Origin of the sequence: Parabacteroides sp. Y3-G-102 (genome assembly GCF_023656845.1) — a bacterium.
Lineage (GTDB): Bacteria > Bacteroidota > Bacteroidia > Bacteroidales > Tannerellaceae > Parabacteroides > Parabacteroides distasonis.
In genome coordinates this window covers 20,810-34,304 of sequence record NZ_JAMOKU010000019.1, presented here as the reverse complement: position 1 = coordinate 34,304, position 13,495 = coordinate 20,810, and the positions used below count along the sequence as shown (strand labels likewise).

6 protein-coding genes and 4 pseudogenes are annotated in these 13,495 nt (G+C 41.0%); 3 read left to right on the top strand and 7 right to left on the bottom strand.

The window, feature by feature from the left end:
• Positions 1-29: 29 nt before the first annotated feature.
• The 5 genes and pseudogenes from kdpB to NBH16_RS11250 form a co-directional block, all read right to left on the bottom strand.
• Positions 30-2,069, bottom strand: coding sequence for a potassium-transporting ATPase subunit KdpB (gene kdpB, locus NBH16_RS11265; protein WP_250788536.1), 2,040 nt, complete (start codon positions 2,067-2,069; stop codon positions 30-32).
• Between the two features lie 16 nt (positions 2,070-2,085).
• Positions 2,086-3,795, bottom strand: coding sequence for a potassium-transporting ATPase subunit KdpA (gene kdpA, locus NBH16_RS11260; RefSeq protein ID WP_057326909.1), 1,710 nt, complete (start codon positions 3,793-3,795; stop codon positions 2,086-2,088).
• A gap of 26 nt (positions 3,796-3,821) precedes the next feature.
• Positions 3,822-3,902 carry a potassium-transporting ATPase subunit F gene (locus NBH16_RS23415; RefSeq protein WP_080504992.1) on the bottom strand — a complete coding sequence of 27 codons (81 nt, stop codon included), beginning with the start codon at positions 3,900-3,902 and terminating at the stop codon, positions 3,822-3,824.
• Between the two features lie 371 nt (positions 3,903-4,273).
• A pseudogene (locus NBH16_RS11255) lies at positions 4,274-4,408 on the bottom strand (helix-turn-helix domain-containing protein); the annotation flags it as partial.
• 92 nt (positions 4,409-4,500) lie between these two features.
• Positions 4,501-4,974: a hypothetical protein gene (locus NBH16_RS11250; protein ID WP_005868619.1), complete on the bottom strand. Its 474-nt coding sequence runs from the start codon at positions 4,972-4,974 to the stop codon at positions 4,501-4,503.
• Positions 4,975-5,676: 702 nt separating this feature from the next.
• On the opposite strand from NBH16_RS11250, the gene NBH16_RS11245 reads away from it, so the two are divergent.
• The 3 genes and pseudogenes from NBH16_RS11245 to NBH16_RS11235 all read left to right on the top strand — a co-directional run.
• On the top strand, positions 5,677-7,938 hold the full coding sequence (locus tag NBH16_RS11245; protein WP_250788533.1) for a bifunctional alpha,alpha-trehalose-phosphate synthase (UDP-forming)/trehalose-phosphatase: 2,262 nt from the start codon (positions 5,677-5,679) through the stop codon (positions 7,936-7,938).
• Positions 7,939-7,943: 5 nt separating this feature from the next.
• Positions 7,944-9,730: pseudogene (locus NBH16_RS11240) on the top strand (glycoside hydrolase family 15 protein).
• Between the two features lie 91 nt (positions 9,731-9,821).
• Positions 9,822-10,451: pseudogene (locus tag NBH16_RS11235) on the top strand (cation:proton antiporter domain-containing protein); the annotation flags it as partial.
• On the opposite strand, the pseudogene NBH16_RS11230 reads toward NBH16_RS11235, so the two are convergent.
• A pseudogene (locus tag NBH16_RS11230) lies at positions 10,444-11,472 on the bottom strand (MATE family efflux transporter); the annotation flags it as partial. The pseudogenes NBH16_RS11235 and NBH16_RS11230 overlap by 8 nt on opposite strands.
• Positions 11,473-11,975: 503 nt before the next feature.
• Positions 11,976-13,478, bottom strand: a complete 1,503-nt coding sequence (locus NBH16_RS11225; protein WP_044546068.1) for a glutamine synthetase family protein — start codon at positions 13,476-13,478, stop codon at positions 11,976-11,978.
• Between the last annotated feature and the right edge of the window lie 17 nt (positions 13,479-13,495).

Genomic DNA, 13,495 nt, shown 5'->3' with positions numbered 1-13,495 from the left:
GAGGAAGGTTTTTAATATTGATTTTACTTTTACATGAATAAACTTACAATCATATCTATCAACTTGATACCAATGAACGGGGCAATTACACCGCCCAAACCGTAGATCAGCAAGTTGCGACGAAGCAATGCGGAAGCACCAATCGGTTTATAAGCCACACCACGTAATGCCAGAGGGATCAGAATCGGGATGATGATCGCATTAAAGATGATCGCACTTAGGATCGCTGATTCCGGACTGTGCAGGTGCATGATGTTCATCGGGGCCAATGCCGGGATCGTAACCATGAACAGAGCTGGTACGATAGCGAAATACTTGGCCACGTCGTTAGCGATACTGAAAGTAGTCAGCGTACCGCGAGTCATCAGCAACTGTTTACCGATTTCGACAATCTCGATCAGTTTCGTTGGGTCGTTGTCCAAATCAACCATATTACCAGCTTCCTTGGCAGCCTGCGTACCACTGTTCATTGCGACACCAACGTTTGCCTGAGCCAAGGCCGGGGCATCGTTCGTACCGTCCCCCATCATGGCGACCAGCTTACCGTTTTCCTGTTCCTTACGGATATAGTTCATCTTGTCTTCCGGTTTGGCTTCGGCGATATAATCGTCTACACCAGCTTTTTCAGCGATATATTTTGCGGTCAACGGGTTATCACCGGTTACCATTACCGTCTTCACACCCATCTTACGCAAACGTTCAAAACGTTCTTGGATCCCCGGTTTGATGATATCCTGTAATTCGATCACACCGATGATGAAATCATCCTGTGAAACAACCAGCGGAGTACCGCCGTTACTCGTGATCTTCTGAACCAAATCGGCCACCTCTTTCGGATATTTGTTGCCGGCAGCCTCACTCATCTTACGAATAGCATCAAAAGCTCCTTTACGGATGCGAGTACCGTTTGCCAAATCCACTCCTGAGCATTTAGTTTCTGCCGTAAACTTGATCATCTTTGATCCGGATGTATTCAGATCATGTACACGTACACCTTTTTCACGTCCCAGTTCCACGATTGACTTACCTTCGGGTGTATCGTCAGAAAGAGAGGACAGTAGACAAGCTTGTACAAAAGAGTGTTCGTCAATGCCGGATACCGGATAGAACTGGGTTGCTTTACGGTTACCGATCGTGATCGTACCGGTCTTGTCGAGCAGCAAAGTATCAATGTCACCGGCTGTTTCAACCGCCTTACCGGATTTGGTGATCACATTAGCAGACAACGCACGATCCATACCGGCAATACCGATGGCAGATAACAAACCACCGATCGTAGTCGGGATCAAACAAACGAACAAAGAGATAAAGGCCGCGATCGTAATCGTCGTGTTGGAATAATCAGCAAACGGCTTCAAGGTACCGCAAACAACAACGAATACCAATGTAAAACCTGCCAGCAAGATTGTCAAGGCGATTTCGTTCGGAGTTTTCTGGCGAGAAGCGCCTTCCACCAAGGCGATCATCTTATCCAAGAAACTTTCACCCGGTTCGGTCGTCACTTTCACCTTGATCTGGTCGGACAATACTTTCGTACCGCCTGTTACAGAACTCTTATCTCCACCCGCTTCACGGATCACCGGAGCAGATTCACCTGTGATGGCGCTTTCATCGATAGAAGCCAGACCTTCGATAATTTCACCATCGGAAGGAATCGTGTCGCCGGCTTCACAAATAAAGATGTCGCCTTTCTTCAACTGAGAAGAACTGACCGTTTCGATCTTGTTACCGACACACAATTTGGCAGGAGTTTCTTCCCGGGTCTTACGCAAACTGTCGGCCTGAGCCTTGCCTCGTGCCTCTGCAATCGCCTCTGCGAAGTTGGTGAAAAGCAACGTGGCGAACAATACAATAAACACTAAGATATTGTAACCGAAAGATCCTTGCGTTGTATCACCGGTGGCAGCAGCCCAAATCGTAACAAACAACATGACGAACGTCACCACCTCCACGATAAACATGATCGGGTTACGGAACATCATCCGCGGATTCAACTTAACGAATGATTGCTTCAAACTTTCTATAACGAGCTCCTTTGGAAATAAAGAAGCAGTTTTGTTATTTCTCATCTTCTTAATCTGTCAATTAGTAAATACTAAAATATTCGGCGATCGGGCCTAATGTTTGTGCCGGGAAGAATGACAAGGCAGCAACGATGACGATTACGCAGAATGTCATCACACCGAATGTAACCGTATCAGTCTTTAATGTACCCGCACTTTCCGGAGTGTACTTCTTGTTTGCCAAAAGACCTGCAATAGCTACCTGTCCGACAATTGGCAAATAACGTGAAATGATCAGTGCCAAACCGCAAGTGTAGTTCCAGAAATAGGTATTGTCGCCTAATCCTTCAAAACCGGAACCGTTGTTAGCAGAAGAAGAAGTATATTCATATAACATTTCACTGAAACCATGGAAACCGGGGTTGTTCAACCAGCCACCCTCGCTCTCTACGAATTCAGGGGCATATACCCATACGTAGGAAGAGATAGCCGTAAAGATCAAAATCACGAACGGGTGAGCCAACGAAACGATCGTCGCAATCTTCATTTCTCGGGCTTCTACCTTTTTACCTAAGAATTCCGGCGTACGTCCGACCATCAAACCGCTGATGAATACGGCTATAATCAAGAATGCATAGTAGTTCATGAAACCTACGCCGACACCACCAAACCATGTATTGATCTGCATGTTCAACATCTCCACCATACCGGAAAGAGGCATTGTGCTGTCGTGCATACCGTTAACGGAACCATTAGAGGTGACGGTCGTAGTCACAGACCACAAAGCGGTTGCGCCCGGACCCAGACGGGTTTCCTTACCTTCCATAGCACCGCAAGACTGGTCAATACCCATCTCGTCGATTTTCGGGTTACCTGCCATCTCATAGTGAACGTTACAGAATACCCCCAAAAGATAAGCAAACAGCATTACACCATAGATCACATAACCTAACTTTTTACGTTTCAGATAAAATCCCAAAGCAAATACCAATGCCATCGGAATGATCAGAATAGACCAGCATTCTACAATATTGGTCAGGTAAGTCGGGTTTTCCAATGGGTGAGAAGAGTTTACTCCGAAGTAACCACCACCATTCGTACCTAACTGTTTAATCGGAACGATTGCAGCTGTAGGGCCTTGTGAAACAGTTTGTTCTGCTCCTTCCAATGTCGGGATTGTCATTTTGGAGTCGAAGCCCATCGGCGTACCTTGTATGATCAGGATGAAACCCACGATCAGAGACATCGGGAAAAGGATACGTGTACAGCTGATCACTAAATAGTGCCAGAAGTTGCCGATTGTTTTAGTTGTTTTGGTAGCCATCGATTTCATAATTCCAGCCATAGCAGCCATACCTGTTGCAGCAGTGATGAACTGGAACAACATGATGACGAACAACTGTGTAAAATAAGTCAAACCGCTTTCTCCGCTATAGTGCTGCAAGTTACAGTTAACCATGAAACTAATACACGTGTTGAACGCCAAATCTGGACTTTGTCCGCTGTTCCCATCAGGATTCAAAGGAAGATATCCTTGCGATACCAACAGGATCATACCCCAGAAGAACCAAAATACGTTTATAATAAGCAGAGATTTCAAGAATGCCTTCCAATCCATCTCTTCATTGGGGTTGATACCCGCCAGTTTGTAAATAAATCTTTCAATTGGAGCCATGAAACGCATGCAGTCGTTTCCATCCTTATACACCTTGGCGATATGCTTTCCCAGCGGGTAACTGATAACCAGCAGCAGCAATATCTGCAATGCTACACCTAAAATTTCTGTATTCATCTTTTCACTTAAAAAAATAATTACCATTAAAACTTTTCGGGCTTAATTAGGACATACATCAAATACCCGAAGATCAATAAGCAAAGTATAAACAGTGCTAAAAACATAATTTAATTCTCCTTTCTTACATTAAATTTTCTCAAACCAGTCCACACACTTGAAGAAAAACCAATAGCATACTACACCGGTAGCACACAAGAACAAAAATGATAACGTATCTTCCATACTTGTCTCTTTTAATTGTTAATACTATTTATTTGTTTTCCGCCCTACTATATGCCAAAGTTGTGCCAAAAAATCGAGTTTATGCACAATATATTGTTTATCAGTTATATAATCAAAAAAATAATATTATTATGTAATATGCTCAATCCTTTTCAAAATGAAAAGGATATTTTCATTTTGAAAAGGTATATAAAACAGGCAAGCTGCCTGTTTTAGGTAACCTACCGGGTATGCAAGAACAAAGTGTTCCACATTATAGTCCATAGGCTTCCATCTTCTTATAAAGTGTGGTTAAGCCTATCCCAAGAAGACGAGCTGCTTCGGGTTTGTATCCGTTGGTATGTTGGAGAACTTTCTGAATGAGGTGCTTTTCAACGCTGATTAGGTCCAATTCAATATTATTCCCCATATTTTCAGATAATTGACATTTCCTTTCCATGGACATCGTTTTATGGATGCCATATATTTTTTATGATCACTTTAAATCTCACCAAAATCTTTAGATATCTGCCCTGCACAGACAGGCTTCCAACAATCGAAATTTCTCTTTTTAGCTAAAATCGTGTTATTGATTATAGGCAATTCGCAACTTTCGCTGATATATAAAATAGCATGTCCCCGAGCTGTTGTTTTCAATTGTTTTCTTAATGTGTTCCAAGCTTCTGTATCAGAAATAAAATATTGCGATGCGGTAGACTCCGTTTCATACACCAGTTTGTATTCATTCAGCACCAATTCATTTTCCTGATTTGTCTTCTTTTGAGGATAGCATAAATAGGCAATTCCTGTCAAAAGGATGATTCCTGTAAAAGTATTCAGCAGATATTTAAAATAATAATCATTTTCGAAGAAATAGAATTCATTGATGTTACCACATATACATACGCTAGCCACAAACAGTAATATTACCGTTATCCGTTGCTTCAAAAATTTCATCCGCATATTCTTTTCCATTTGTATCCTAATTTTTGAAATTAAATCTTTTAAATAAGCCGTGAATAAATTATATCCACGGCTCAAAAAGAAAAAAACAATTCAAATCTTTACATAATGAATGGAGAAAAAGATTTTGGTACACATAAAACAACTTTAATTGCAATAATATATAATATGAAACTTATATCCTTCTATGGGCAACCAAATACTTCTTGCAAGGCTACCATTTTTCAATCCTGTTTTTCAAAATGAAAAAATATCCAAAAACACCAATCCAGCTTGTTACTAGTAACAGAACGATAATCTTGTTTTTGATCCTTTGAGGAACATCTTTTTTTATTAAATTGCTGATTGCCCATACAGAGGCAAGCGAGCCTAATTGATAAATAAAAAATACCATTTTGTTTCTTTGTTGTTCTACATTGTTTCTTATAGCAGACAACCGAAGATGAATATTAATGATACTTTCTTCGGAAATCTAAACTGATAAAGATAATGCCAAAATCAGACCAATTTAAGAATAATAAACATAAATCACTATATATCAATTGATTAAAAATATCAATTCTAAATTGAAAGTAAAAAAAACCAACTAAAATGAAAAACACTTTTTCATTTTGGTAATATTACTTAGGCTTCCCTATTTACAAACATCTGTTTATCAATGACAAATACAAATTGGTATGGATTTTGCTTTGTGTTGTATATAATATTTCAAATATGAGATTATTTATCATTTCGAATAGGTTGCCTGTAAAAGTTACACGTTCCTCCGATGGAAAATTTGTTTTTTCACGGAGCGAAGGAGGGCTGGCTACAGGTTTGAAGTCATTGGACGTTGATTGTGAAAAACATTGGATCGGTTGGCCTGGCGTCTGCGTAGAACAAAAGACGGAAAAAGATGACATTTGCAGTCAATTGGAAAAAAATAATTATCATCCGGTATTCTTATCCGACAGGCAGTATGAAAATTACTACGAAGGATATAGCAACAGTACCCTATGGCCCCTCTGTCATTACTTTTTTGCTTATACGTTATATAAAAAGAACTTTTGGGAATCATATAGGGAAGTCAATGCTGTTTTTTGTGAAGAGATATCTCGGATAGTTGAACCTAATGATTGGGTTTGGGTACAGGACTATCAGTTAATGCTGTTGCCGGGCATGCTCCGTGAGAAGTTTCCCAACCTTCATATCGGGTATTTCCACCATATTCCGTTTCCTTCACATGAACTTTTCCGGATTCTGCCCGAAAGGGTCGAGATCCTGAACGGACTTTTGGGAGCCGACTTTGTCGCTTTTCACATTCACGATTATATGCGTCATTTCATCAGTGCGACGGAACGCGTCCTTCATAAGAATTTCAATCTGGATGAAGTTCAAATGAATGATCGTGTAACCCGTGTGGATGCATTACCGATGGGGATAAACTATGATCTTTATCACAATGTGATAGCTGATGACAAAGTCCACCACGCAGTAGAGAAAACACGACTTCTATTTGGAGATCATAAGTTAATCATATCGGTAGACCGACTGGATTACAGCAAAGGAATATTGCACCGTCTTTACGGATTCGCCTCTTTTTTGAAAAATCATCCGGAATATCACGGGAAAGTGACATTGGCGATGGTTATCGTCCCCTCTCGCGACCATGTAGGCAGTTATGCCGAATTGAAAACCAAAATAGACGAGGAGATCGGTTCTATCAATGGAACTTACTCTACCATGAATTGGACTCCGGTATGTTATTTTTATCACGGTTTCTCTTTTGAGGAATTAGTAGCGATGTATTATGTTGCCGATATAGCCTTGGTAACCCCTTTGCGCGATGGTATGAATCTTGTGGCAAAAGAGTATGTCGCTACCAAACAAGATAATCCGGGGGTACTCATTTTAAGTGAAATGGCCGGTGCTTCGGTTGAATTGTCTGATGCTTTATTGATTAATCCAAACGACACGGACCAGATCGAACAAGCCATTTGCCGTGCATTGAAAATGCCATTGGAGGAACAAAGAGAAAGGCTTCAGCGAATGCAAGCCATCCTTTCGGTTCAAACCGTAAACAAATGGGCTGCGGATTTCATGAGAGAATGGCGGCAGACCGCAGAGAAAAACAAACGATTACAAAAGAAAAAGATCTCCGCACAAGACCAGAACGAAATCAAAACATTATATGACCAAGCGAAAAAGCGCTTGATTTTGCTGGATTACGACGGAACATTAACTGCATTCAAAAATCATCCGGAAGATGCAGTTCCAACACCTGCATTACGAGACCTGTTACAGCGTTTTTGTTCCGACTCTCGGAATCATGTAACCATTAATAGCGGGCGGGACCACTATACATTGGAGAAATGGCTGGGAGATCTTCCTCTGTCTTTTGCCGCCGAGCATGGTGCATTTTACAAGGAAAAAGGCGCATGGCATAAAAACATAGGCAATCGAGAGTGGGATTCGGAGCTATTGTTTATTCTAAATTTGTTTGTAAGCAAAACCCCGTACTCTCATCTTGAGACAAAAGAAGCTGCTCTTGCCTGGCATTATAGAGAATCGGACGCCTGGCTGGGAGAGCTGAGAGCGCAACAGCTAACAAAGGCTATAATGCCTGTTTGCCTGAAAAAGGGATTACAAATCATGCAGGGCAACAAAGTCGTGGAAATAAAATCTCCAGAATGCACAAAAGGTTCGGAAGTAGCTCGCCTATTATTGGCTTCCCGCTATGATTTTATACTAGCAATGGGAGATGACACGACGGATGAGGATATGTTCCGGGCTCTTCCAGTATCCGCCATAACAGTTAAAGTTGGAATTGTATCTGAAAAAGCCAAATACAATCTGTCCTCGCAGGAAGAAGTATTGCCTTTTTTGGAAAAACTGTCGGGTGAAGGTGTTAGTTACGGAACGACTTCCAAAAGCATAAAAGGTCAACTGAAAGCCACCGTTGATTTTTTTAAAGGATTGTGGACAAATAAAAAATAATTTTTATGGACAAGTTAAATTACGGAGTAATAGGAAATTGCTGCACTGCGGCTTTGATTTCGGATAAAGGCAGTATAGATTGGTTATGTTTCCCTAACTTCGACTCACCTTCCATCTTTGCATCATTGCTCGATCGGGAGAAAGGGGGATATTTCGGCTTCGAGGTTTCTCCGGATTATCAAATATCGCAATCGTATGTTCCTCATACAAATATTCTTTCGACCAACTTCGTATCAGAAGAAAATGAATTTGCCGTTGTAGATTTCATGCCTTGTTACCATCTGAGCGATGCGAGCAATTGTTATCGTCCGGCAGAGATCTACCGATATATCCGCAGAATCAAAGGTACTCCCCGTTTTAAAATCAACTATGAGCCGGCTCCGGACTATGCCCGTGGAAAGACAATTTTCAACACGACCTCGGAATATATAGAGACCTACTCTACTTCTAACAGCAAAGATAGGCAATATCTTTATTCCTCACTACCTTTGCACAACATCTTGGAACAGAAAGAAATCGTACTGGCTAAGGACGAGTTCTTGCTACTTTCATATAACGAGAAAGTAATACCTGTCAACATTGAGCGTGAGAAACTGGAATACTGCCGGACGCTGGTTTATTGGTTGAATTGGACTGACCGAACCAAGAAGTTTACGGTCTATAACGATATCATTGAGCGAAGTCTCCTAGTTTTAAAATTGATGTCTTTTTATAATGGAGCCGTATTGGCGGCCATAACAACTAGCCTACCGGAAACGATCGGAGAAGTCCGTAACTGGGATTATCGTTTTTGTTGGCTGCGCGACGCCTCCATGTCCATTGAAACTTTGTTCCAGATAGGCCATGTGGAAGCCGCAAGGCGGTTCATGAGATTTGTCCAGTCTACTTTTGTTTCTCAACACGATACCTACCAGATCATGTACGGTATTCGCGGAGAAAGAAAATTGACGGAAGTTATTCTGGGACATCTTTCCGGTTATAAGAACTCACGACCCGTTCGGATCGGTAATGATGCTTACCACCAGCTTCAAAATGACTCGTTCGGCTATTTAATGGACCTGATCTACCAATACTATCGTTTGATGCCCGGTACATTGGACGAGGTGGAAGATATGTGGGAAATGGTAAAAAGTATCCTGACGAATGTGATGATTGACTGGAAAAAACCGACAAAGGCATTTGGGAGATTAGAGGAGAAGGACAGCATTTTGTTTCCTCCAAAGTTATGTGCTGGGTCGCATTAGACAGGGGAGCTCGTATTGCAGATTTATTAAACAAACCGACATACCGGAGACGTTGGTCGGAAGAAGCGACCGTAATCAAAGAAAATGTCATGAAAAACGGTTGGAAAGAAGAGATGCAAAGTTTCTCGCAAACCTACGGTAATTCCGACCTTGATGCGTCCTTGTTGTTAATGGAACCGTACGGATTTATCGATCCGAGAGACATACGCTACCATAAAACAGTGCAAGCGATAAAGAATGCGTTACTTTATAAAGGGTTGATGTACCGTTATAAATCTCATGATGATTTCGGACTCCCCTCTTCCGCCTTTACTATTTGTACGTTCTGGCTCATCCGTGCTCTTTATGTCATTGGAGAAAAAGAAGAAGCACGTAGTCTGTTTGAGGAAATGCTTCATAATTCAAATCACTTGGGACTTTTCAGTGAAGACATTGATTTTGAAACCAAGGAGCAACTGGGGAATTTTCCTCAAGCATATTCCCATTTGGCACTAGTCAATACCGCTATATTGTTTTCGGAAGAGGACATACGACTGTCTTTTAAATAAACCTTCTGTATCTCTTTCATTTTGGAAATATTTTTTCACTATGAAAGAGATTTTATTCTATTTTTATAGGACAAAGCTCATAGGAATCAATATGGAAACGAATAATTTACTGGCCCCATTATTTTTTGTATTGATAGGGTTGATGGGAGGTACGATTTTAAAATTCGGATTAAAAAAGATGCCTCTTCCTTACACGGTCGGGCTATTTGCCTTTGGATTATTGATCGGTACGTTTGACCGGATAGGCTGGTTGGAAAGCATTCCTATATTAAAATCATCGATCGATCTTGCCGGAAATGCTAATCCCGATATGATACTTTATATTTTTCTTCCGATCTTGATATTCGACGCTGCTTATGAACTGGACGTGCATATCTTTCGAAAAACATTGACAAATGCCACTATATTGTCCGTACCGGGTGTCATTATTGCGATGTTGCTGACGGCTGCCTTGATGATAGGGATCGGAACGTTCGCCCCTTCTTATGAAGGGTGGAACTGGACCTTTGCATTGATGTTCGGAGCCTTGATAAGTGCGACAGACCCAGTGGCCGTTGTCGCATTGTTGAAAGAGCTAGGCACCAGTAAACGTTTCTCGACGCTAGTGGATGCCGAGTCGATGCTGAACGATGGAACCGGTATTGTCCTTTTCATGCTGTTTTTCGGAGCCTATACCGCTACTGGTGTTTCGGATTCTCCCGTAGCGGACTTTATAATTGTATCAATAGTTCATTACTCGTATAAAAACCAATAATCCATAGATTACACAATAAAGCAATCGCAACCAAGGGAAATCCTATGGCATAACCTAATTTCAGAATTTTACTACAGATTGAAAATAGTGCCTTCCCTTCTCCCGCACCAATCGCATTACTGACTAATGAGCCTGTTGTAAGCGCAAAAGAATTCGCTATCACAAAAAATATAGCCGATACGCTCCGGGTTATATTGGAAATTGCTAACTCTATTTTTCCCAAATGTTCAATTGAAACGAAAAACAAGAACCAAGGGGCTACACTAATAAACGCATGAAGCATACTCCATATTGATAACTTCAAGACTTTTATAAGTAAATTACCATTATAGACCGGCCTTAACCCATATTTTTCTTTATCCAATCGTATCCACATATAGAAGAAAAGCATCATAAAGGAGCCCATCTCTGCCAAAGAAGAGGCAATTGCCGCCCCCGAGATTCCTAATTCCCTAGTGAATATCAAATAAAAATTTAAAGGAATATTGATTAATACCACTATGGCAGCAGCCCAAGATAGAGCTTTTGTATGCGTTATCCCCACTAAAAAAGAACGTATCGCTAAAAATGGGAATGAAAACAACAATCCAAAGCTACGCCAATCCAAGTATAGGATTACCGCTCGATAAATATCCGAGGAAACGATCAGCTTCTTTAATATAAATGGGGAAACCGTATGAATGAGAAGGTAAAGAAAGATAGCCAATCCCAAAAGGAAAAATAAGCCTTGAAAAAAGGTCTTGCCGGTTTCCTTGTAATCTTGCTCTCCATTCCTTCGAGCTACCATTACTTGCAATCCAATGCTAAATCCAAAACCAAGCATATAAATCGCCAAATAATAAATTCCGGCGATAGCGGACGCTCCTAATTCTATCTCTCCAACGTGGCCTAAGAAAACAGCATCCGTAATATTGATTAATTGTTCCATTAAGATGCTCATCATTACAGGAAAGTTGATGAGCCATATTTGTTTATATGTATAATTCATTGCTCAACTGTATAATAGTGCGATACAACATACCGCTTTTATGCAGTATGTTATTTCGTAATCCATAAAATAAAAGGATATAAAATCTCCGTGACAAATAAAGCTGTATCTGTCAAATAGCTGAATAGCTTTATTGGATAGGGCTAAAAGAAAAAACGGCTAAATAGACGTCTCTATCCAACCGTTCAAAAGATCTTCGCGATAATCTTTTGTGCTCACAGTCAAGGTTAAACTCGAAAAACATATAACTTCAAAATGAATTTATAACATCATTTTGTTTTGATGTTGGCAAAGGTAAGCCTTTATTTGTAAATAACAATTTTTTATCATGTTTTTTTTACTATTATATCTTTTTTTCTTCTCTAGAATATTTTCGTTTTAATTTATGGTCTCTCTTGTGCTCGGATATTCAAAAAAACACAATGGAAAGTTCAAGAGATGAAAGCAGGACATAAAAAGGGTGTGTCATGACACACCCTCTTGTGAAACCATAAAAAGGATTTTCAGCCACAATGGAAATAAGTATTGACCAGCTTCAACATCTCTTCCGGATTATTCTCTAGGTCCTTGCGTAAAGAAGCGTCATCATAAGATTCCAGTTTACGGATGATGCCGTCTATCATACTCGGACTAAATACGTTATATTTTTCAAAAACAGCACGCTGTTGTCTTAAACGGGCAGCTGAGGCTGCGCAACTGTCTGGGAGTTGATCCAATGTCTTTAGGCGATCTTGATTCTCTTCCTTATGAATATTCACGTTTACATAAGTCTTCTCAGCGATCTCCAAAGCATCGTCGATCTCAAAACCATGGCGGCACGCAACTGCCAATCCTGCCAATAATTGGTATAAATCAGCGGAGCCATCCGGTGAGCGCATCTCGACCGTTTGCTTTTGGCTCGTATCATAATGGCTGGCAGGTTCCAATGGATTCGCCAAAGCACACATGTCCGTTTTTGCGGCCCAACCTAGCGGAACACGAACTAAAACTGAACGATTCCGATCTCCCCAACAAATATTCGTAGGTGCTTCTTGGTGTGGAACCAAGCGGAAATATGAGGTTGGGTTCGTATTTCCAAAAGCCGTAATAGAGGAAGCTAAGCACATCATTCCAGCGATAGCCTTACGGGCGGTTTCGGATAAGATACCATTCGCTAACATCTGATTCTTGCCATCTTTCATGATACGCATATGGACATGCAGACCGGAACCTGCTTTTCCCACCGTAATTTTCGGAGCGAAAGTGATGTTATATCCATATTCATGCGCTAGATTGCGGATCGCCCATTTAGCGATCATCAATTGATCCGCTGCATTTTCCGCAGGACATGGTAAGAACTCGATCTCATTTTGCTCATAGATCAAACCATTTAACGTAAAGTTACCAACTTCTGAATGACCATATTTAATTTGTCCCCCGGCTTGCGCTATGCAGTGCATGCACTCCGTCCGGAACTCATTGAACTTAGCGTAAGGAGCGGATTCATGATAACCTTTTTGGTCGGTAGCAGGGAAAACGCCTTCATCCGGTGCGATTACGTAATATTCTAATTCACCCATTGCCTCAAATTCCATTCCCGTCACCTCATGAAAAGCCTTACAAGCTTTATGCAAGGTATATTCCGGGGAACTTTCTAAGGGTTCTCCATCCTTATTGAAGAATGAGCAAAGCATGGTAAGCGTAGGTAATTCCGCAAACGGATCCTCGAAAGCCGTACGGAAACGGGGCACCACATACAGGTCACTACTTCCCGCCTCGATAAACGAGAAAAGACTAGAGCCATCCACACGCTCACCGCAAGTCAAGATCGCATCCAGATAGGCCGCATTGTTGATTACAAAGTTTAGTGTTTTCAAACGTCCGTCGCCTGCAGGATACATAAAATTAACCATCTGGATATCTTTCTCATAGATATAACGGATAATGTCCTCTTTCGTAAACTCGGACGCTGGCTTTTGTAAAAACTCCACTAATACGTTGGGAGTCATTTCTAGTTCTTTGTTCATGTCTTATATTGATTATG

Bases quoted from the DNA above. Each gene is read 5' to 3' on its own strand.
- kdpB (WP_250788536.1), bottom strand. From the start codon at position 2,069: ATGAGAAATAACAAAACTGCTTCTTTATTTCCAAAGGAGCTCGTTATA.
- kdpA (WP_057326909.1), bottom strand. From the start codon at position 3,795: ATGAATACAGAAATTTTAGGTGTAGCATTGCAGATATTGCTGCTGCTG.
- NBH16_RS23415 (WP_080504992.1), bottom strand. From the start codon at position 3,902: ATGTTTTTAGCACTGTTTATACTTTGCTTATTGATCTTCGGGTATTTG.
- NBH16_RS11250 (WP_005868619.1), bottom strand. From the start codon at position 4,974: ATGGAAAAGAATATGCGGATGAAATTTTTGAAGCAACGGATAACGGTA.
- NBH16_RS11245 (WP_250788533.1), top strand. From the start codon at position 5,677: ATGAGATTATTTATCATTTCGAATAGGTTGCCTGTAAAAGTTACACGT.
- NBH16_RS11225 (WP_044546068.1), bottom strand. From the start codon at position 13,478: ATGAACAAAGAACTAGAAATGACTCCCAACGTATTAGTGGAGTTTTTA.